At 69.8% G+C, this 20,941-nt stretch carries 18 protein-coding genes; 6 read left to right on the forward strand and 12 right to left on the reverse strand.

Annotated features, from left to right (window positions below; all coding sequences use genetic code 11):
* Nucleotides 1-185, reverse strand: a 185-nt coding sequence (locus MMF94_RS34945) for a hypothetical protein (protein WP_241041738.1), incomplete at its 3' end; no start/stop codon positions are given.
* Nucleotides 186-219: 34 nt separating this feature from the next.
* Nucleotides 220-420 (reverse strand): non-oxidative hydroxyarylic acid decarboxylases subunit D, encoded by a 201-nt coding sequence (locus MMF94_RS43460; protein WP_277398889.1) that lies wholly within the window; start codon nucleotides 418-420, stop codon nucleotides 220-222.
* A gap of 86 nt (nucleotides 421-506) precedes the next feature.
* On the opposite strand from MMF94_RS43460, the gene MMF94_RS34950 reads away from it, so the two are divergent.
* Both MMF94_RS34950 and MMF94_RS34955 read left to right on the forward strand, forming a co-directional pair.
* Nucleotides 507-1,400, forward strand: coding sequence for a helix-turn-helix transcriptional regulator (locus MMF94_RS34950; RefSeq protein WP_241041739.1), 894 nt, complete (start codon nucleotides 507-509; stop codon nucleotides 1,398-1,400).
* 197 nt (nucleotides 1,401-1,597) lie between these two features.
* The gene (locus tag MMF94_RS34955) at nucleotides 1,598-3,241 is read left to right on the forward strand and encodes a DHA2 family efflux MFS transporter permease subunit (protein WP_241041740.1); all 1,644 of its coding nucleotides are present in this window, start codon (nucleotides 1,598-1,600) and stop codon (nucleotides 3,239-3,241) included.
* Between the two features lie 31 nt (nucleotides 3,242-3,272).
* Here MMF94_RS34955 and MMF94_RS34960 read toward each other — a convergent pair whose 3' ends face one another.
* From MMF94_RS34960 to MMF94_RS34980, 5 genes are all read right to left on the reverse strand, one after another.
* Nucleotides 3,273-5,066: a thiamine pyrophosphate-requiring protein gene (locus MMF94_RS34960; protein ID WP_241041741.1), complete on the reverse strand. Its 1,794-nt coding sequence runs from the start codon at nucleotides 5,064-5,066 to the stop codon at nucleotides 3,273-3,275.
* Between the two features lie 118 nt (nucleotides 5,067-5,184).
* Nucleotides 5,185-5,532, reverse strand: coding sequence for a hypothetical protein (locus MMF94_RS34965; RefSeq protein WP_241041742.1), 348 nt, complete (start codon nucleotides 5,530-5,532; stop codon nucleotides 5,185-5,187).
* 182 nt (nucleotides 5,533-5,714) lie between these two features.
* Nucleotides 5,715-6,797, reverse strand: coding sequence for a carboxylate-amine ligase (locus MMF94_RS34970; RefSeq protein WP_241041743.1), 1,083 nt, complete (start codon nucleotides 6,795-6,797; stop codon nucleotides 5,715-5,717).
* A gap of 100 nt (nucleotides 6,798-6,897) precedes the next feature.
* Nucleotides 6,898-7,611: a DUF6766 family protein gene (locus MMF94_RS34975; protein WP_241041744.1), complete on the reverse strand. Its 714-nt coding sequence runs from the start codon at nucleotides 7,609-7,611 to the stop codon at nucleotides 6,898-6,900.
* Between the two features lie 85 nt (nucleotides 7,612-7,696).
* The gene (locus tag MMF94_RS34980; RefSeq protein WP_241041745.1) at nucleotides 7,697-8,092 is read right to left on the reverse strand and encodes a hypothetical protein; all 396 of its coding nucleotides are present in this window, start codon (nucleotides 8,090-8,092) and stop codon (nucleotides 7,697-7,699) included.
* A gap of 445 nt (nucleotides 8,093-8,537) precedes the next feature.
* Here MMF94_RS34980 and MMF94_RS34985 point away from each other — a divergent pair, with 445 nt between their 5' ends.
* Nucleotides 8,538-9,212, forward strand: coding sequence for a hypothetical protein (locus MMF94_RS34985; protein ID WP_241041746.1), 675 nt, complete (start codon nucleotides 8,538-8,540; stop codon nucleotides 9,210-9,212).
* Complete coding sequence (locus MMF94_RS34990; RefSeq protein ID WP_241041747.1) at nucleotides 9,209-9,865, forward strand: hypothetical protein; 657 nt, start codon at nucleotides 9,209-9,211, stop codon at nucleotides 9,863-9,865. The genes MMF94_RS34985 and MMF94_RS34990 overlap by 4 nt, the downstream gene beginning before the upstream one ends.
* A 105-nt stretch (nucleotides 9,866-9,970) precedes the next feature.
* Here the strand turns inward: MMF94_RS34990 and MMF94_RS34995 are convergent, their stop codons facing one another.
* From MMF94_RS34995 to MMF94_RS35005, 3 genes are all read right to left on the reverse strand, one after another.
* Nucleotides 9,971-10,882 carry a glycosyltransferase family 2 protein gene (locus MMF94_RS34995; protein ID WP_241041748.1) on the reverse strand — a complete coding sequence of 304 codons (912 nt, stop codon included), beginning with the start codon at nucleotides 10,880-10,882 and terminating at the stop codon, nucleotides 9,971-9,973.
* On the reverse strand, nucleotides 10,879-12,132 hold the full coding sequence (locus MMF94_RS35000) for a bifunctional PIG-L family deacetylase/class I SAM-dependent methyltransferase (protein WP_241041749.1): 1,254 nt from the start codon (nucleotides 12,130-12,132) through the stop codon (nucleotides 10,879-10,881). The genes MMF94_RS34995 and MMF94_RS35000 overlap by 4 nt, the downstream gene beginning before the upstream one ends.
* A gap of 92 nt (nucleotides 12,133-12,224) precedes the next feature.
* The gene (locus MMF94_RS35005) at nucleotides 12,225-13,220 is read right to left on the reverse strand and encodes an acyl-CoA dehydrogenase family protein (RefSeq protein WP_241041834.1); all 996 of its coding nucleotides are present in this window, start codon (nucleotides 13,218-13,220) and stop codon (nucleotides 12,225-12,227) included.
* Between the two features lie 261 nt (nucleotides 13,221-13,481).
* Here MMF94_RS35005 and MMF94_RS35010 point away from each other — a divergent pair, with 261 nt between their 5' ends.
* Nucleotides 13,482-13,904, forward strand: coding sequence for a hypothetical protein (locus MMF94_RS35010; RefSeq protein ID WP_241041750.1), 423 nt, complete (start codon nucleotides 13,482-13,484; stop codon nucleotides 13,902-13,904).
* Nucleotides 13,905-13,935: 31 nt separating this feature from the next.
* On the opposite strand, the gene MMF94_RS35015 is transcribed toward MMF94_RS35010, so the two are convergent.
* Nucleotides 13,936-14,397 (reverse strand): VOC family protein, encoded by a 462-nt coding sequence (locus tag MMF94_RS35015; RefSeq protein ID WP_241041751.1) that lies wholly within the window; start codon nucleotides 14,395-14,397, stop codon nucleotides 13,936-13,938.
* Nucleotides 14,398-14,478: 81 nt separating this feature from the next.
* Between MMF94_RS35015 and MMF94_RS35020 the strand changes: the two genes are divergently transcribed.
* Nucleotides 14,479-15,474, forward strand: coding sequence for a helix-turn-helix transcriptional regulator (locus tag MMF94_RS35020; protein ID WP_241041752.1), 996 nt, complete (start codon nucleotides 14,479-14,481; stop codon nucleotides 15,472-15,474).
* Between the two features lie 33 nt (nucleotides 15,475-15,507).
* Here the strand turns inward: MMF94_RS35020 and MMF94_RS35025 are convergent, their stop codons facing one another.
* Complete coding sequence (locus MMF94_RS35025; RefSeq protein WP_241041753.1) at nucleotides 15,508-20,481, reverse strand: AAA family ATPase; 4,974 nt, start codon at nucleotides 20,479-20,481, stop codon at nucleotides 15,508-15,510.
* Nucleotides 20,482-20,941: the final 460 nt, after the last annotated feature.

Below are 20,941 nucleotides of genomic sequence, written 5' to 3' on the forward strand. Positions count from 1 at the left end.
TCAGAGCTGATCACGGCATGATCTGAACCGCAGAGCCTCACCCGGACCGAGCTACACCACTCGACGGGACGCGACCGCCTCAGTGCGATCGGGAACGCCGGATTGAGCGTGGCAGTCGTGGAATGAGTGCGCGTTCCGTGCTGGGTGACGTGGAAGTCGAAGGACGGGTTGAGTGTGATGGTCATCGTGTCTGTTCTCCTGGTGTCGTACGGGCTGGAGTCATCGGTTGGAGCCACTTTCTTCCTTTCCTGCATGGGCGCTACGCCCTCTTCGTAACGGTGGGATGGTGGGGACTTCGGGCGCGTTCGTGATGTCCTCGACGGTCATCCTGAACTGCTCGGGGTAGGCCTCACGCCGGGTGCGGCGAGCGGGCTCGGTGCACGGGGAATCGGTGGTTCCTCGACAGGAGGATGACCGCATATCAACTTTTTCGGTCACCGACCGGCTCCGTAGCCATCAAGCTAGACGCGGATGCTGGACCGAAATCTGTATCCTGGAGACAGGATATGAGCAAAAACAGACACACCGAGGTCACCGCGGTCCCGTTCCGGGCCTCCATCGGAGCCCCGCACGGGGTCGAGGTGATGGACTTCGCCGGGCTACTCGCCCGCGCCCACGGTCATGGCATCGACCCCTCCGGCCCGCTGCGCCCGGCATTTCACCATCTGGTCACTGTGCGCTCCGGCACGCTGCGCTACGCCTTGGACTTCACCGAGCACACCCTGTCCGAGGGGGCCTGGTTGTGGGCGCGCCCAGGCCAGATCCTCCAGTACGGCCCTGAACTCACCGAGGCTCACGGCACCGTGGTGCTCTTCCAACCCGGTTTCCTCAGCACCCCGACCGCTGAGGCCACACGTACCGATCAACTGGCAGCCGGTCAGCCACTCATTCCTCAGACCGACTACGAGCGGCAAACCCTGCGACACATGCTGGATCTCCTGGAGCGCGAACACCAGCGGCATGACGACCTCCCGCCCGACGTGCACATCGAGGTGGTCCGCCACTTGCTCGCCGCGCTCGTGCTGCGCCTGGCTCACCTCAACGGCCCTCTGCCCGGCGACGTCCCGGGCAACGAGGCGTACCGACGCCTCCAGCAGGCGGTGGAACGGGACTTCGCGCGCACCCACCGGGTGGAGGACTACGCCAAACAGTTGGGCTACAGCGTGCGCACCCTCACCCGCGCAACCCGAGCCGCGACCGGATCCGGAGCCAAGCAGATGATCGACGACCGCGTGCTTCTGGAGGCCAAGCGACTGCTCGTACACACCGACCTGTCGAGCACCGCGGTCGCTGAACGGCTCGGCTTCCCGGGGTCCACCGTCTTCACCCGCTTCTTCCGCCAGCGCACCGGGGACACCCCCACCGCGTTCCGCTCCCGCGCGCGCGGCAACCTCCGCTGACCGGCGGTCGGAAGGCCGCCGACGACTCTCCTCGGCGGGTCAGCCGGGTGGAAAACCCTACTCGAGCTGGGGTGTCGTAGCTCCGGACGGTGGGGCTCGCTCCATCGCTCCCGGAGATTCGATCGCGCATGGTTCAGCTATCCCCTGCTGCAGGTGGGGATGCCGATACGCATTCAGCTGAAACCAAGAGGAAGACCGTGACCAGCCCATCCGACGTTCTCATCCGCGAATCGTCGCCTTCCGACGAGCCTGTGGCGGTGAGCTCACGCGGCTGCGCGGTGATCACAGTGCTGCTCGTCTCGACGTTCGTCGTCATCCTGAACGAGACGATCATGGGCGTGGCCCTGCCGGTGCTCCTGACGGACCTGCACGTGGACGCGAGCGTTGGCCAGTGGCTCACCGCAGGCTTCCTGCTCACGATGTCGGTCGTCATCCCGATCACCGGTTTCCTCATCCGCCGGGTGCCGACGCGGTTGCTGTACGGCATCGCGATGACGCTGTTCAGCGCAGGCACCCTCATCGCCGCGTTGGCGCCGGACTTCCCTGTCCTGCTCATCGCGCGCGTGGTGCAGGCCAGCGGCACCGCGATCCTGTTCCCGCTGCTGACGACCATCGTCATGAAGCTCGTGCCGCCGGCACGTCGAGGCACCGTGATGGGCTACATCTCGATCGTCGTCTCGGTCGCAACGGCCGTCGGACCGACCGTCTCCGGCGTTGTGTTGAGCCTGTTGGACTGGCGGTTCATGTTCTGGCTCGTGCTCCCGATCGCGATCATCGCCCTGGTGCTGGGCCTGCGCCGGATCTTCGACATCCGCGAGCCCGGCCGCACACCGATCGACGCGCCGTCGGTCGTGCTCTCCGCGCTCGGCTTCGGCGGTCTCGTGTACGGGCTGAGCATCATCGGTGGAGAGTCGGGACGCACATCGCCTGTCATCGTGTGGATGTCGTTCGCCGTCGGCGTCGCCTGCCTGGTGATCTTCATCGCCCGGCAGCTGGTGCTCCAGCGCACCGACAGCGCGCTCCTCGATCTGCGCACGTTCCGATCGCGGACGTTCACCGTCGCCACGGCGTTGATGATGCTGATGATGGCGATCTTTCTCGGCACCGTCGTCCTGCTGCCGATCTACATGCAGAAGGTGCTGATGCTCCCGCCGCTGTCCACCGGCCTGCTCCTGCTCCCGGGAGGCCTGCTCATGGGCCTGCTCGGGCCGGTGGTGGGTCGCCTGTACAGCCGCTTCGGCGCGCGAGCCCTCGTCGTGCCGGGCGCCATCGCGACCAGTGGCGCCCTCTGGACCACCACCCTGTTCAGCCCCGAGAGCCCGATCATGCTGGTGGTGGGCTTCCACCTGCTGCTCAGCGTCGGGTTGGCGTTCGTGACCACGCCGCTCTTCACCGCCGGTCTCGGCGCGGTGCCCCCACGCCTGTACTCCTACGGCAGCGCCATCTTCGGCACCACCCAGCAGCTCGCGGGCGCGGCGGGGGTGGCCCTCCTGGTCAGCGTTCTCGGCCTGCGGTCGGCAGACCTCGCCGCCGGGCGCGCACCTGTCGTCGAGCAGACGGCGGGCGGGGTGCATGCAGCGTTCGTCGTCGCCGCATGTCTGTCACTGATCATGGTTGCCTGCGCCTTCTTCGTGCCGAGGGCCACCGCGAGCGTCAGGGCAAGGCAGGAACGATCCGTTGCGGAACGCGAGCCCGTCCGCTCGGGCGATGCCGCACTGCGGCGGCCCCGGCGGACCGGGACAGCGCCGGCCTGCCCGCTCGCGGCTGCTGCAGTCCGTGCGGTGACCGATCTGCGGACGATCCTCCGTCCCGGCCGGGACGTACAGCACGCGTGCCAGTGATGCGGCCCATCGGGACCGGAGGCACATGGCGTCACCGGTGGCGGCCCGGCAGAGCTTCCTGAAGTTTGGTCTTCACGCCCTGCCTGACCAGGTGGAAGGCCTCAGGGTCACCCTTCAGCACGGCTGCGAGCATCGATTCGGCCTGTTCGAACGTGGCGTGCGGCGGGATCGGCGGCACCTCGGGGTCGCAATGGACGTCAAGCACGGCGGGGCGGCCGGCGGACAGAACGCGGTCCCATGCCGGGCCGAGCTCGTCCGGGGACCTCACGGTGATCGCCTCCAGCCCAAGCCCCCGGGCGAAGTCGGCGTAAGAGACATCGGGCAACACCTGCGACTCCTCGAACTTCGGGGCCCCGCCCATCGCCCGCAGCTCCCACGTCACCTGGTTGAGGTCGTTGTTATGCAGCACGCAGACCACCAGACGACGATCCGTCCACCGCTCGGCGTAGCGGGCGATGGTCAGCAGCTCGGCCATTCCGTTCATCTGCATCGCGCCATCTCCCGTGATGGCGATCGCCGGTCGATCGGGGTGGGCGAACTTGGCCCCGATCGCGTACGGAACCGCAGCCCCCATCGTGGCCAGGGTGCCCGACAGCGACGAGCGAACCTCACCACGGATACGCAGGTGACGCGCATACCAGTTGGCCGCCGACCCCGAATCCGAGGTGACGATCGCGTTCGACGGCAGCCGCTCGGACAGCTCCCACACGATCCGCATCGGATTCACCGGCTCCGCGTCGACCATCGCTTCGCGCTTCATGGTGTTCCACCACCCGGCGACGTTCTTCTCGATCTTCTCCCGCCACGCCCGGTCCGTCGGCCCGGACAGCATCGGCAGCAGCGCCTGCAACGTCGCCCGCGCGTCGCCGACGAGGTTGACCTCCGTCGGGTAGCGCATCCCGATCAACGTGCCGTCCAGATCGATCTGCACTGCCCGCGCCTGACCGAACTCGGGCAGGAACTGCGAGTACGGAAAGTTCGATCCAACGATCAGCAACGTGTCGCAGTCGCGCATCAGCTCATAACTCGGCCGGGTGCCCAGCAATCCGATCGACCCGGTGACGAACGGCAGCTCGTCGGAGAGCACGTCCTTGCCCAGGAGCGCCTTCGCGACGCCTGCGCCGAGGACATCGGCCACCTGTTCGACCTCCACCGCCGCACCCCGCGCGCCCTGCCCGACCAGGACCGCCACCCGCTGCCCCGCATTGAGCACCTCCGCGGCGCGCACAATCTCCGGCTGAGACGGAAGCAGCATCGGCGGCTTCAGGCCCGGCCCGCTGGAAGGCACCTGCTTGAACGCGTGGGCAGGCGGGGAGTAGTCCTCCGTCTGCAGGTCGCTCGGGATGATGATCGCCGTCGGGGCGCGCCGGGTCAGCGCCGTACGAAACGCGCGGTCGATCGCATTCGGCAACTGCTCAGCAACGTTGACCTCGACCAGGTAGTCACTCGCAACGTCCTTGAACAAGGCCTGCAGATCCACCTCCTGCTGATAGGATCCACCCATCGCGCTGCGCTCGGTCTGCCCGACGATCGCCACCACCGGCACGTGATCCAGCTTCGCGTCATACAACCCGTTCAGCAGATGGATCGCACCCGGACCCGAGGTCGCCATACACACCCCGACCCGCCCGGAGAACTTCGCATAACCCACCGCCTCGAACGCCGACATCTCCTCATGCCGCGACTGGACGAACCGAGGCCGGTCATCAGCCTTCCCGAAGGCCACGATGATCCCGTTGATCCCGTCCCCGGGGTAAGCGAAGACCTCCTCGACCCCCCACTCCCGCAGCCGCCGCAGAACATAGTCACCCACTGAATCCGTCACGTTCACCCCTTGCGTCGTCGACCCGTGAGAGCTCCTCCCGATCGACTACCCGATGTGCCGCTGCTGATATCCCGAAGCGGGCTCGGGATCTCACCGGCCCTGGGGTGTGGTGCGTGATTCAGGCCGACGGGCGGCGTGGGGCGCCACGGACGGTGCACCAGAACGCACTCAGCTCCCGAGGATCCGAGGCCTGCCGCATCCGCGTGGATGTCTGCTCGCCGAACCGTCCACGCAGCGCGCGGGCAGCCGCGCGCTCCGCTCCGCGAATGAGCTCGCTGGTTCGGACGGGGGCTCGCGAGCACAACACGGCGATGAAACCGAAGCGCCGCTGCCCGCTCCGGACCTTCTTTCGCCACGCCGGCAACCAGAGGATCTCGGCGCTCATCGGCGGTTCGCTGTCGGCGCATACCGCGCGGACCAGCGCGGCCTCGATGACATGCGGATCGGTCTCAGCCGGAGCCTTCACTCGAACGACAGCCATTACCGGATTGGCCGTCCCCGCATACAGGGTCTTGGTGCGCTGCAACTGTTTCTTGCCCATCAGTCCCCCGGAGATCGAGTGAGCGCCGATAGTGACCGCTGGCTGCTCAGCGGCTCCTACCATGTCATACGACGATGAGATGCCGGGCCTACAGCCCGTTGAATCCGTCAGGCGACGGTTCGGCGTACGACGTCGGCCACCACATCTTCGAGTCGACCCGCCCGCGCGTACGCCGCTCGTTGTATCCGCGAGCCGGTACCCCGCCGCACCAGCTCGGCGCGCAGGTCACCCACCACCGCCTGCTCGCCTGCGTCCTCGAGCGCGGGGCGTACGTGAGCAAGTAAGGCGTCCAGCACGGCAACGGCAGGCGCAGGCCGAAATCTCCGCGGATCGATCAACTCCGTCTCCAACCCTGACCGCCCGGCCCGCCACATCGCGAGCCGGAGCAGTTCGGTGCGGATCTGCCAGACAGGTCGGCCGACCCGCCACTCCCGAACCGCCGTCTCCACCAATGCCCTGCACACAGCCGCCACCAACACCGCGTCGTCGGCATGCAAGCAAACGTCGGACACGCGAACCTCCACGGTCGGATACCGATCCGACAATCGCGCGTCGAAATAGATCATTCCCGGGTCCAACAAAACGTCGGAATCGATCATCGCGCGTACCGTCTCCTGGTAAGCCCGAGCCGAGCCGAATGGTTCGGTGGGTCCCGCCGAGGGCTGACGCGCCCACACCTGCGAGCGGAAGCTCGCATATTTCGAGTCGCGGCCCTGCCAGAACGGCGAGTTGGCCGACATCGCGAGGAGCGGAGCGAGCCAGGGTCGAATCCTGTCCAGCACGGCTACACCCTCTTCGTCGGAGTCCACCGCGACGTGCACGTGGCAGCCGCAGGTCAGCTGCTCATGGATGGTCAGGCCGAACCGCTCGGCCATCCGCTCGTAGCGACGCGACGGCGTGAGCGACGCGTCCACGGGCAGCGGTGATGTCCCCAGTGCTGCGATCTCGACACCCATGGCGTGGGCCGATGCCGCCATCCGGCAGCGCGCCGCCCTGATCTGCGCCGCCAGTTCGTCCAGCGACTTGCACGGATCCGTCTCGACCTCGACCTGCTCGAGTTTCAGCTCCGCCGCAACCCGGCCGCCCGACCGCTCCCCGGCAACTCCCAGCACCGCCGACGCCGACGCGCGGGGCCGTCCGTCCCTGCCATCGACGAGCAGGAACTCCTCCTCGACACCGAAAGTGCGCAATGCCCTGTCCCGACTACCCGGCCGGCCGGTGATGCGAGAACAAACGGTAACCGACCCTGGTCCCGGCGTGGAGGTCCTGTGCGTGACACCGGCGAGATACTCAGCCGGTATCGCCCGTGTCGCTGTGGGGTGCCCCTACCGGCTTGGACTCCGGTGAGCCGCGCTGGCGCAGATATACGGCCAGCACGGCCATCGAACCCACAGCCAGCATCTCCGACTGCCAGTTCTGCGTGGTCCGGTTCCAGAAATCCGGCTCGCCAAGATAGCCGAGCCAGCTCACCGGGTCCTGGCGGCCACGCAGCTCCTCGGCGTTGTACGCCGCCCAGCCGGCCACGGACTGGGCACCCCACGACAGCAGGAAGATCCCGCCCATCACAAAGCCGAGGGAGCGGGAGAACACCGGAACGCGCCAGTCGCCCGCACGTGCCCAGCGAGGTGAGTCGGCCGTGGTGTGACGGCCGATGCGCTGCTCCTCGTCCGACTCCAGGCCGACCTGGTCCACCGGCTTCGACTCGGACGAGCCCCGCTGCACCAACCACACAGTGGCGAAGATGTAGAGGAAGAACTGCAGGTACTCCGACTGCCAGTTCTCCACGACATCTACGGCGAACGACGAGGAGGTGAGGTACTGCGCTAGCGAGACGGGTTCGCTCCCGTCACTGACCTGCTGGTCGTTGAAGTTGGCATGTCCCGAGAACGCCTGCCCGGCCAGCATGACGAGGAACAGCACACCGAAGACGATGCCGAGCCCGTTGTCGTGCAGCACCCGCCACACACCACCGCGCTTCTCGGATGTCCCGGCCGAGGTGCTCATCGTCCCAGCAGTCCGATCGCGATGAAGTACGCGAGGCCGACTCCGATCACGGCCAGGTAGATCACGAACAACGCGCGTGTCGATGTCATGGGCCCTCCACGCGGCAGGCATATGGCGCGTCGCCGCGGGAACGGCAGCCCGCGGCAGTGACCTTCCACCCGCTGCCGGTCTTCGTCAGGAACACGGTGTCACCGACGAGGTGCACCTGCGCCTGGTCGCCCCATACCGTCGAGGACTGCACCGGCCCGTGCAGAAGCTCCAGCTGAGCCGTCGCCTGGGCGCACGGACGGCCCGACTGCGCCTCCACCGTCGCGACGGTGGCTGGTGCGAGCATCTGGCATCGGGCCGATGGGTCGGCTGCCGCGAACGCCGAGGCCACCTGCTCCACCTGCTGCTGCTCCAGATCGGCGCACCCGCACAGCACCAGGGCCGCAGCGACCACCACCGCAGCCCGCACCTGCACCGCTGACCGACGATGCATGGAAGCGCCTTCCCCTCTCCCCTTGGTCAGCAAACCGTCCAGAACCGATGGACCACACCGCGGTGCCGTGGCCGACAACCAACTCGTGGTGCCGTCGGCTTCCGGAGACTCTGTGGGTCTCACGCTCCGCGGGGGACTACCACCGGACGCCGCCGATCACACGCGCTTGATCGAATGATCGCGATCGGAGGCTCGTAATGATCCTCTACGAAACCCGAGCGGCGGCTGATCGACTGGACCGTCCCTGGCCCCTGGCCGGACAAAAGGCGAGGTTCGGGCCGCTTCCGTGCACCGTCCACAGTGCACCTCCACGTGCCGGCGGACCCCACCCGTATCGGCGAAAAAACACCTGCCCCCCAAGACGGCGTTTCGTCCGGGGCACCGAACGGGAAGCTCTGGGACCAGATCACTCACCCGAGTCATTCGTTCCTCGAGGAGGCCCACGGTGGACGCCACCGTCCTTGCCCTAATCATCCTCGCGGTGGTGTTACTCGTCGCCGTCGTCGCGATGGGTGCCATGCTCGCGAAGCGCAGGCGGTCCGAACAACTGCAGAAACAGTTCGGACCGGAATACGAGCGACAGGTCATGGAGACCGGCGACCGCAAGGCCGCCGAGACGGACCTGCAGGCTCGCCGGCAGCGCCGCGAAAAGCTCGATATCCGCGATCTGGACAACGAGGAGCGATCCCGGTTCCAGCACGAGTGGGACACGGTGCAACGTGGCTTCGTCGACAGCCCGGAACGCGCGCTGGATGGAGCCGACGCGCTCGTCGTGAGTGTGATGAAGGCGCGCGGATATCCGGTCGGGGACTTCGACCGGCGCACCGAGGACCTCTCGGTGGATCACGCCGACGTCGTGCGTCACTACCGCGATGCTCGCGCCGTCCGCGACGCCTCAGCACGAGGCGGGGCCCGCGACAACGGCGGTGGGGTCGACACCGAGCAGCAGCGCCACGCACTCACGTCCTACCGCTCGCTCGTGGAGGCGCTGCTGGGCACGCGTTCGGCGGAACACGCCGGCCACAGCACCGACAGGAACGCCGACCGCACCGACGCCGGCACCCCCGTGCACGCCACCAAGACCGATGCCCACCGACAGACCCAGGAGCCCACACGATGACGCAGCACGTCTCGCGCACCGACCACGACGGCTACACCGGCGCCGACCACCCGGAGAACGTCGCCGATCCGCGCTCAGGCCACGACATGGCAGTCGACGGCACCCGCCGCGGTACGGCCCACGACAGCGACCTGGGCGCCGACCGCACGGCAGCCGGGGCCGACCCGCGCGGTGGGTACGACGCCGACCGCGGCGCGGACCATGACGGCACGATCGGCACTGGCCGCGCGACTTCCGTCCCCGGCACCCGTGGCGACCAGGACATGGCGGCTCACGACCTCGGCCACGACACGCACCGCGGGACCGGCCAGGTCGCTACGCACCGACAGGTCGATCACCCGCAGGCGCAATCGTCTCCCCACGCCGATGGCCCCGGCGAATCCGATCGCGAGCCCCTCGTCCCGCAGCAGCGAGCCACCGAGTACGGCCGCCGCTGGGACGCGGTGAAGGGCGGATTCGTCGACGAACCGCGACATGCCGTCGCCGAAGCCGATCAGATCGTGGCCGAACTGCTCGAGGAACTGCAGAAGTTGTTCCACGACCAGCGCCGCGACATCGAGCACGGTATCGAAGCAGAATCCACGTCGACCGAGGACCTGCGAATGGCCCTGCGCCGATACAGCAGCTTCTTCGCGCGGCTGCTCTCGGTCTGACCTACAGGGATCGCCCACTCGCACGAACCGACGGTGGTGACCAGGAACTGTACTGGCCACCACCGTCGGTTTCGCATGAATTTATGCGATCCCGCCTCTGATGATTCACTCCTGTCGTGCTGAATCCAACGACCGCAACAAATCGGCAAGACCGCCGGCAGCCCGGCCATGCAGCCTGGCGCTCGTGCGCACAGGCTCGGTGGTGGGACACGTGAGCCGGTATCCGGCCTCGTCGAGTCGCCGCCACAAGCCGTGGTCCTCGCCGGGCCCGTCCTTCGGAAATCCCCCGACGGCGACATAGGCGTCGGCCCGCATCCCCAGGTTGGCGCCGTAGACGTGCATGTGCCGATCGCCGTCCAGACGGTCGCCGACGAGCGCGTGGTACTGCTGCTGCGCCGCGATCGAGAGACGGTTTCCCCCGCTGAGATCCGCCAGCCCGGCAACGCCACACACCCCGGCCCCGGCGTGCCGCAGGTGCGCGAGGGCCCAGTCCGGCGGCACCGTGGTGTCGGCATCGGTGTGCAGGAGCCATGTGGCGTCGAGCCGGTGGGGACGAAGCCGCTCGAGAGTCAGCCGAACGCCCAGGTCGCGGACGGCGCCCACGCCCGAACCCGCCACGACGTGCGGCTGTCGTACAGACGGGGCACCACCTGCACCAGACCAGCGCCCCGAGCGCAGATCCGTCGGCACCGACCTGGTGCCCGGCACCACGATCCGGCCGGCTGAGGGGATCGTGCGCCCGCCATGCCCGGGCCCGGGTGCGTCGACCGCCCGCCGGACGCCGGACGCCGCGATGCTCACGGCCGCTGCTGCGGGCCAGTGCCGCACCAACTCGTCGACGAGTGCGGGCGTCTCGTCCGTGCAACGGTCGAGCACCACGGTGACCGCCGTCGTGATGCCGTTCGCCAGTTTGTCGATCGCTGCGCGGACGCTGCGCAGGCACGCGCCGATCCGTTCCTGCTCGTCACGCGCAGGAACGACCACCCCGACCGCGGCGATCCGGCACCACCTGTTCACCTGCGCCGCAGAACGTGCAGAAGGAACTCCTCGTCGGTGTGCTCCACCAGGACGTCGAGCTCGGGACGCGCGGACAGCAGCCGATGGGTGGCACCGGCATCCCGCGGAGCTTCGGGCGGCCAGCCGCGCCAGTGGACCACGACGATGTCCGCACCGGGTTCCAGTGCCACCAGCGTGCGATCCACAGTGGCTGCCAACGTGGAGTCGTCGAGGTAGTAGAGGACCTCGCTGAACACGGCGAGATCCAGGGCCTGTGCCGGCACCGCCTCGGGCAACGCGGCGGACGTGACCTGAACCCCCTGTGCGGAGCGGCACAGCTCCCGAGCGCGCTCGGCGGCCGCCGGAACGGGATCGGACGCGAGCACCTGATCACACCGGCCGGCGATCTCCAGGGTGAGCTCACCCGTGCCGCAGCCCGGCTCGAAGGCGAGGCGGTAACGATCCCGAGGCAGGCTCGCGAGCACGACAGAACGCTTGCGCCGCTCGTACCAGGAATCCGCGCGCCATGGATCCTTGCCCTCGGCGTAGAGAGCGGCGAACCGTTCGATCGGAGCCGACTCGACACGCGGCTCCCGGAACAGCAGGTCGGTGTCGCGATCGACATGATCGAGCAGTCCGGCGGCGAGAACCGGTGGCGAGCCGTCCGGCCCCGGCTCCACCTGCGACGCGAAGCACCGGACGGCCCGTCGGCGCGCCGTGCGTGCCGCCTCGTCGAGCGGCACGACTCGCGCTCGCTCCCATGGCACGGACGGGTCGGCCGGATCGGTCCACGCCCAGGTCCAGATCGGATAGGACCACCCGTGCGCCGAGACCGGCGCCACGGCAGCAGCGGCGTTGCCTACCGCTCGATGGTCGGGGTGCGGGTCGGCGGGCCACGGCGCCAGATAGGCATCGGCATCCGCCAGCACGCGTTGGAGCGCCTCCCGCAGGTCGTCGCCGTGCGCATCCAGAGCGGAGTCCGGCAACCCGAGCCACTGCACCGTGATCTCGCCCAACGCCTGCGCCTGCAGCGCCGCGGCCAGCTCTGCCCGGCGGATCACCCCGAGCTCGCGCCGGGCCACGTCACCGAGCCCCGGGTAGGCGGCCTCGCCGTCGGTGGCCACGACAAGTGTGATCACCGCGCCTGCCCTGTGCAGGGCACGCAGCGCGCCACCGGCACCGAGGGTCTCGTCGTCCGGATGCGCGGCCACGACCACCACACGCCCGTGCGCGGCGGCATCGAAGGGTGGCGGACGGCGCTTCTCGATCATCCGACTCCACGCGGACAGCGCGGTAATCGGTCGCACCTGTGCCGCCGCCGTCGACCGGTCGCGAACGGCCGGAGACGACTGATGCGCGGCGCTCATCGGGCGCCCCGCATCGCCAGCACGCTCGCGCCGAGCGCCGCATGGTCGCGCTCGCCGTGATGCTGCCGGATGTAGAGCGACAGATCCGCCAGCGCCTGAGCGAGATCCCCGTCGCGGCTGAGTGCCGCCGCGCCGACCATCCGTGGAACACGCTCGACGACCTCGCGCGCGGCCCGCTCGACCGCGCAGCGCACTACGGCGAGGCTGCCCGTGTGATCAGCGTCCGGTGCGGCGTCGAGTGCGTCGGCCGTGCGCAGCAGCAAAGCGGATGCGGCCTCCATCAGGGCGTGCAGCTCGCCGAGATGGGCGAGCTGGTGGGGATCGGCGGACGAGCGCAGACAGGCGATGGCACGGTCGAGCAGGCCGGCCGCACCACCCCACCACACCGCTGCCACGCCTCCACCGCCCGCGGCGAACCCCGGCCGGGTGGTGTACCAGCCTGCCGGGCCGATCAGCGCGTCGAGCGACACCGGGACACTGTCGAACCGGACGTCGACGGTGTCGGCCGCGGCCATCGCCGCAGTGGCCCACGTGTCCGGCTCGGGTACGAGCCCGGGCTGATCGACGGCGATCTCGACGAGCACGCGGCCGTCGGCCGGCTCGGGTGCGTCGGCCACGACGAGCGCGCGGTCGATCGTGTGCGCCCCCGAGCAGAACCGGACGGTGCCGTGCAGCGCCAATCCGTCGTCGGACCGGACGAGGCGGGCGCCGGTGCCGCCGGATCGCGAGGCCCACACGCCGTAGAGCGCCTCGGAGCGAGCCTGCCGCGCCGCTTCGGCCAGGATCGCCACGGCGTCGGTGTGGCCTTCCACGAGCCGGGCCAACCCGAGATCGCGCCTGCCCCATCCGGCAAGACCCAACCACCGCGCGGCCGTACGCCCTCCCGACGGAAGCGGCAGCTCGAGTTCTCCGGCGGACAGCAGCCCGCGCAGCTCGCCCTCCACAAGTGCGACGTCGCCGAGATGGCCTTCCCGCCGTCGCGCATTCACCATCGCTCGCACGACGATCTCTTACCCCAGCTCAGGCAGCCCAATCCTCAGCGGACCGCGCCCCGTCCTGTTGGAGCGAGGCCTGTCGCAGCTCCAGCGGGACGAGAGGGCGCGTCGGTCCGGATCGATTGGATGGGCGTGCCGTTCGTGCGGTGGGAACGGGCTTCGGGAAACCGAGCGAGCGTGCGTTCGTGCAGATCTGTCGGGTGGGCGGGCCGTTCGTTTCGGGGGTGGCTCGGGCTCGGCGGCGTAGAGTCCCCCTGCATGGACGCGGCGACGCGCGTGCTCGTCCTGGCCAATCGGACGGCGGATTCCCCCCGGCTGGTCGCGCAGCTTCTCGCCCGCCACACCCGGGGCCCGATCGCCGTGACGCTGCTTGCTCCCGCAGCGTGGGAGATCCAGGACCCACACGGAGGCACGGAGTCTGCGTGGCGGCGGCTGCGAGCGGCCCAGAAACTTCTGCAAGCCGACGGGATAGAGGTCTGCTGCAAGATCGGCGATCCGGACCCGATGACCGCGTTCGAGCGCGAATGGCAAGCCGGCCGCTACGACGAGATCGTCGTCTCCACCCTCCCGAGATACCTGTCGAGATGGCTTCGCGTCGACCTGCCCCACCGGATCAGGAAAGCCGCCGACGTCCCTGTCACGCACGTCATCGCCTCTCCTGAGCCGGCGGACGTGGGCTGAGCCGAGCGCAGCCCTCGACCTGTTCAGCCGATCAGTCCAGGCAGAACTCGTTGCCCTCGGGGTCGGTCATCACGATGAAGCCGGCGCTCATCGGGGGAGCAGGCTCGTCGCGACGCACCCGCGTCGCTCCCAGCGCGACGAGCCGGTCGCACTCGACCTCCAGCGCCGCCATCCGCTCGTCTCCCTGCAGTCCGGGGGCCGCACGGACGTCGAGGTGGAGGCGGTTCTTGGCGGTCTTGTCCTCCGGCACCTGCTGGAAGAACAGCCGTGGACCGTGCCCGTCCGGGTCCTCGACGGCCGATCTCGTGTTGCGCTGCTCCACCGGTACGCCGATCCGCGCGAGGAAGTCGTCCCAGGCGGCCAGGGGGTCGGCGCCCTCGGGCAGGTCGGCTCCGGGCGGGCCGGGGTGGACGTAGCCCAGCGCGTCGCGCCAGAAGGACGACAGCGCCCGCGGGTCGTGGGCGTCGAAGGTGACCTGGATGTGACGGCTCATCGCGTCTTCTCGCTTCGCATGGAGCCACCCTGACACGCCTAGCGGACAGGATCGGTCCGCTATCTCTGGCAGGCTTGCGACATGGCCGTGGCAGGCGGTGACGAGCGGGGTACGACGGAGCGAGTGCTCACCCTGCTCGGGCTGCTGCAGCAGCGCCCGGTCTGGACCGGCCCCGAACTCGCCGGCCGGCTCGGGGTCACGCCGCGCACGGTCCGGCGTGACGTCGAGCGGCTGCGCACGCTCGGCTATCCGGTGCATGCCAGCCAGGGTGTCGGCGGCGGCTACCAGCTCGGCCCAGGTCAGGACCTGCCGCCGCTGCTTCTCGACGACGAGGAGGCGATCGCCACCGCGGTGTCGCTGCTCGCCGGCGCGGGTGGCGCGGTCGCCGGTGCCGACGACGCCGCGCTCCGGGCGCTGACCAAGCTCGACCGGGTGCTGCCCGTCCGGCTGCGGCACGAGGTGCGCACGCTCTCCCGCTCGGTGGAATCCTTCGGCGGAGGCCGCACGCCGGTCGACCCCGAGGTGCTCATGACGCTGGCCAGAGCCTGCCACGACGAGGTCGAGGCCGGCTTCGACTACCCGTCCGGGAGCGAGGTGCGACGGCGGCAGGTCGAGCCCTACCGCCTGGTCGCTTCCGACCGTCGCTGGTACCTCTTCGCCTACGACCTCGATCGCGCGGACTGGCGCAGCTTCCGCGTCGACCGGATGACTGATGTGTCGCCGCGGACCTGGTCCTTCCGCCGGCGCGCGGCGCCCGACGCGGCGACGTACGTGCAGGAGGGAGTGGCGAGTCGGGTCTACCGGCACCAGGCGCGCTTCCTCGTGCACGCGTCGGCCGACACGGTGCGCGCGCAGATTCCGGCGTCGGCGGCCGTCGTCCGGCGGCGAGACAGCGAGCTCTGCGAGGTGCTCAGTGGCGCGGGCAGCCTCGATTTCGTGCTCATGCACGTGGTCCTGCTGGGGCACGACTTCGAGGTGCTCGACCCTCCGGAGCTCCGGGGACGCTGTCGCGCGCTGGCGGAGAGACTGCTGGCGGCCGGTGCCGCGGGCTCGCCGGTGCCGGACGTGGAGGAGTGATGAGCCGCCACCGCGCCGGCGCTTCCCGGCCGGTCAGCCGGAGTTCGGGTGGGCAGGAGGCAGCGGGAGTTCGGCGCTCAGGGTGGTTCCTGCGCCGGGCGTGGTGTGAATCGAGAGGTGTCCACCGAGTGCCTCGGCCCGGTCGGTGAGTCCGACCAAGCCGGTTCCGCGGGTGGGGTCGGCGCCGCCTCGGCCGTCGTCGCGCACACAGACCCGCAGCACGGTGCCCGTGTCGCCTTCGGTGGTGTCGATGGTGACGTGGACGCTGGTGGCGTGCGCGTGTTTGGCGACGTTGGTCAGGGCTTCGGCGACCAGGTAGTAAGCGGCGGTCTCGATCTGTTCCGGGAGCCGGCCGTCGGTGTGGATGTCCATTTCGACCGGGACCGGGCAGCGGCCGGCGAGTGTGTGGAGTGCGGGAGGTAGGCCGCCTTCGGCGAGGAGGGCGGGGTGGATGCCGCGAGCGAGTTCGCGCAACTCGTCGAGTGCGCTGCCGGCGCGGGTGGCCAGGTCGTCGAGCTGGGCGGCCAGCTCGTCAGCGTCGGGTGGCACCAGCGCCTGTGCGGCGCGGGCTTGCAGAGCGAGGGCGACCAGTTCCTGCTGGGCGCCGTCGTGCAGGTCACGTTCGATGCGGCGCCGGGTCTTGTCGGCAGTGGTGACGATGCGGGCGCGCGAGGTGGTGAGCTCGGCGTAGAGCTGGGTGTTGTCCAGGGAGACGGCCAGCTGGCCTGCAATGAGTATGACCGCGTCGAGTCGTTCGGCGGTGAACGCGGCGCGGATGAGCCGGTTCTCCAGCAGCAGCACGGCACGCAACCTGCCCCGGCTGAGGATCGGCACGGCCAGCAGCGAGCAGCAATCCAGGTCGGCGAAGTAGGGGTCACGGGCGAAGCGGTCGTCGCCTGCGGCGTCGGGGACCACCAGCGGTTCCCCGGTGCGCTGGACGTAACGCAGCACCGACAACGGCACCACATGGTCCTCGGCAGTGCCCGTGACCTGGGCGGCCTTGCTGTCGGGTGCGGGGAGCAGCCAGTCGTTGCGCTCGGTGTTCCACAGCAGCAGCTGCACGCCGGTGGCACCGGTCATCTCGCTGAGCACCTCGACGACGCGGGCGTGCAGGCGGTCGATGGTGGTCTCGGAGCTCAAGGCTTGTGAGGCGGACAGGATGCCCAGCAGGTCGAGCGTGCCCGTGGTGACGGTGCCGTGGTGATGCAGCAGATCAGCGGGCTGGTCACCGTCCTGCCCTGCGGTCGCGTCGGCGTGTGGCCGCAGGGTCGGGTAGGCCCAGTCGAGTTGGTCGACCTTGGCGCTCGCGCCCCAGGCCGCGTAGAGCTGGCGGGCCTGGGCGAGCAGGTCGCGGCCGGCGTGTTCGAGGCCGCGGGCCAGGTAGAAGCGGGCGGCGCGTTCGGAGATCAGAGCCCGGTGCCAGGGCCGCGCGCGGCCGGCGACCTCGCGGCGGGCCGCGTCGAAGGCCAGCCCGGCCACCCGGTAGTCGCCCGCCGCCCAGGCCCGCTCGGCTTCGAGCAGCCGCAGCAGGTGTACGAAGTTGTCCGGGGCATCGGCGGCGCGAGCCGCCAGCCAGCGCATCGTCTCGTCCAGTTCGGACAGCAGAGCGGTGGACTCGTCACCGTGGCAGACGCGGGCCTGCTCGGCGAGGGCGAGCCCGCGCAGCAGGTGGGCCACGGCACTCGGGTAGGTGCCCAGGGTGGCCGGTAGCGGCATCGCCGCCGCTGCGGTGTGCTCTATCAGGGCTGCCGAATTGCCGAAGATGGCGGCGACGATCGCGCGGGTGAGATGCGCCCGGAACAACGCGAGCGGGTTGTCGGCGTATCGATCGGCGGGAACCGCGTCACCGGCTCCGACGAGGAGCTCACCGCGCAGCACGTCGGCCAGCCACCGGTGCCCGGCGAGTGCCTGACCGGTCTGTTCGTTGCCGGTACGGCGGACGAAGGCCAGCGCCGCCTCCACCTGGTCGATGAGGTGGTCGAGGGTTGGTGTGCAGTCCTGCAGGAGGTAGACGGTCGCGTAGTAGGCGTAGCCGGCGTACGCGTGGTCGCCCCCGGCTATCAACCCGTCGCGGGCGCGCTGAGCGGCGTGAACACTGTTCTCGATGGGCTCGAACCAGCAGCTCAGCACGGCGAACATCCAGCGCGCGTGCGAGGTCTCGGGCTCGTACCCGCGAGCTTCGCCGACCTCCAGGAGCCGCCGCAACGCCTGGTATCCGGCGGCGCTGTCGCCGCGCTGTGCCACGGCGTGGAGGGAGGCGAAGCAGCCTGCGCCGAACAGGGTGCGGCCCGGTCCGTGCTCGATCCAGATCCGCAGACCTTCGAGGCTCAGCCAGGCGAGCATGGAGTGGTCGGCGAAGTACGCGGTCGGCAGGATCGCGTCGAGGAGGCGGATCGCTGCGAGCAGCCTCGGGTCGGTGATCTCCGGGCGAGCCAGATCCTCCGCGGCGTCGGTGGCCAGCCACCGGTGCAGATACTCGAACCGCTGGGCGAGTTCCTGGTCGAGCTGGTCTGCCGCCGGCGGGATGATGCCGCACTCGCTGAGCGACTCCAGGCCCAGATCGAACGCTTCCCTGAATCGTTCGCGGTGGGTCAGGCTGCGCACCTGCACCGCCGTCGCGTCGGCACGTCGGATCGCGTCGGGGCACATCCCCTCGATCGTGCGGTACTCCTCGTCCGCCTCCTCCAGCCGTCCCAGGCTGTACAGGGCCGCGTGGCGGCGGGTGTGCACCTCCATGAGCGCGGCGGTCTCCTCCGGCTCGATCAGCTGTTGCGCAGCGACCAGCAGCCCGTTCACCAGGGCGCATTCCCCGACCAGCGCCGCTTGGTCGGCGGCGCGGCGCAGCAGCCGCACCGCACGCTGTCGCTCCCCCGCGTCGGTGACGTCGTCGATCACCGCCAGGTACTGCTCGGCCGCGACCGCGAACAGCTGCGGCACCTCGGCCAGGCGCCGGGCCATGGCCAGCTGCAGCGCGCGCCACCGCTGCGAGTCCAGCCCTTCGAGGATGACCTCGCGGGTGCGGTCATGGCGGAAGCGCACGGCGTCACGAAGCCCGGTCTCCACCACCAGGACGCCCTCAGCGAGGAGCGGCGCCAGCTGCAGCTCCACGACACCCGCCGGAGCGGCGGTGGCTATCGGCAACAGGCTCACCTCGATGCGTCCACCCAAGCACGCCATCGCCTCGACCAGCTCGCGGGAGGTCGGCGGCATCGCCGCGACCCGCGCCGCCAGCAGCTCGGCCACCTGGGGTTTGCCCAGGTGAGCCCGCGCGGCCGCGTCGTCCCACCGCCACCCGGCGCCTGTCACCGTCAGCACGCCCTCGTGTCGCAGGGCGTTGAGCAACTCCACCGTCTCGTACGGGTTGCCGGACGTGCGCTCGTTGATCACCTCGACCAGGCCCGCTGCCGCGGCGCGCTCGACGTGCAGCATCTCGGCGACCATGGTGACCAGGCTCGGCACCGGCAAGTTGCCCAGCTCCAGCAGTCGCACGCCGTCCTGCTCGCGCCACCGGGCCAGCAGCGCGGCCCGCGGATGTGCCGGGTCCACCTCGTCTTCTCGGTAGGCCCCCACCAGCAACAGGCCCTCGACCGGCTCCTCGCTCAGCACGAGATCGACGAATCCGAGCGGGGTGCGCCCGCCCCACTGCATATCGTCGACGAACACGACCACCGGCCGTTCCCGCGATGCAACCGCCCGCAACACCTGCACAGCCGCCCGCTGCATGCGCACCTGAGCGGTCAGCGGATCCCCCGCGTCGGGCGCCACCCCCAACAGCGCGGCGAACTCCGGGAGCACCGCACTCAACAGACCCGCGTTGGCCCCAACCGCCTCGACGATCCGTCCGCGCACCACGCTGAGCTTGTCCTCCGGCTCGGCCAGGAGCAGCCTGCCCAACGCCCGGAACGACTGGAAACCCGCGCTGCACTCCAAATCCCGCCGGTACTGGTCGAACTTGCCGGCGACGAACCAGCCGTCCCGGCCCGTCACCATCGGTCGCAGCTGATCCACCAGTGCGCTCTTGCCCACCCCGGTCGAGCCGCTGACCAGCACTCCCTGGCAGCGGCCCGTCAGCGCCTCCTCGAAAGCGGCCTCCAGCGCGGCCATCTCGGCCTCGCGTCCCACGAGCCGGGAGGGCGGTAGCAGCCGCGCCGAAACGTCGTGCTCGCCGATACGCACCGGAGCGGCCACCGGATGTGCCTGTGCCTCGCACACCTGCTCCAGGTCGTAGGCCAGGCCTTCCGCGGTCTGGTAGCGGTGGTCGGGTTCCTTCTCCAGCAGTCGCATGACGATCTCGGACAACGGCCTCGGCAGAGCCGGGTTCACCTGGGCAGGCGGCACCGGAACGCGAGCCAGGTGATCGTGTGTGAGGCGCAACGGGTCGCCCGAGCCGAACGGCGGATCGCCCGTTGCCAGCTCGTACAGCGTCGCGCCCAACGCGTACAGATCGGCCCGCTGGTCCACCGACCGGCCGGTGCGGCCGGTCTGCTCGGGGGCGAGATAGGCAAGCGACCCGACGATCTCGGTGTGGTGCGTGAACGCCGGACGCAGCTCGGCGATCGAGGTCGCCAACGCGAAACCGACCAGGCACGGAGCGCCGTCACGGGAGACGACGATGTTGGCCGGAGTGATGTCGCGGTGCATCACCCCCCGGCGGTGCATTCCTGCCACCGCCCGAGCCAGTGCCGTCGCCAGCCGGATCAGCTCGTCGACGGCCAGCGGTGTGGCCAGGTCGGCCAGGGTGATCTCACCGGCGTCGGCGAGCACGATCGACCCCGGGTACCGCGGCGCATCCAGCAGCTGCGCGACCCCGTCGGCGCCACGGAGCCGCTCCAGGATCGCCACCTCGTGTCGCAGCCGCCGCTGCGCGTCCGGCCCCAGCGGCTCCTTGCGGACAACGGCGCCCCCCGGCAGGGACAGCCGGGTCACCCGCGTACGTGCACTCACCCGCAGCGGTGCCGCAGCCGGAGCGGGCGGATCCCGGCCCGGCAGCACGCTGTCCGTCCCCATCCGACACCTCCGCGGGCGCTTCTACGCTTGACCGCCTCCAGCCCGACAACGCTCGCTGTTGCGGTACCGCCAGGTCCAACGCCGTGCTCGGTCTCGATGAACCTGACGCAGGCGAGCATCCCCCGGGTAGCTCGGAGACCGACGATCACGGCTGCGGGGCCGTGAACGGAGTCTCTGCAGCAGCACCGGGGAAATACCCGCTGAGCTGCGCGAGCCTGCGGTGCGACTCTACCGGGAGACCAGGCTCGAGCCGATGGCGCGACGGCCGGCCGCGCAACTGACACGGATCCCGTCAGGACGAAAAGGTCCGCGGCGAGCGACGCCGGCCTTCACCAGAGCCCACGGTGTTCGCTTCCGGCCCCAGCCTCGATCTGACAACCTGCACACATGACGTCGATCCGAAAGGTCCATGCCGCGTAGGCACCCCGCCCGCGTACGCGCCCTCCCCCGGCGACAGCGG

The organism is Pseudonocardia alaniniphila (assembly GCF_022524485.1).
In the GTDB taxonomy this organism is placed as follows: domain Bacteria; phylum Actinomycetota; class Actinomycetes; order Mycobacteriales; family Pseudonocardiaceae; genus Pseudonocardia; species Pseudonocardia alaniniphila.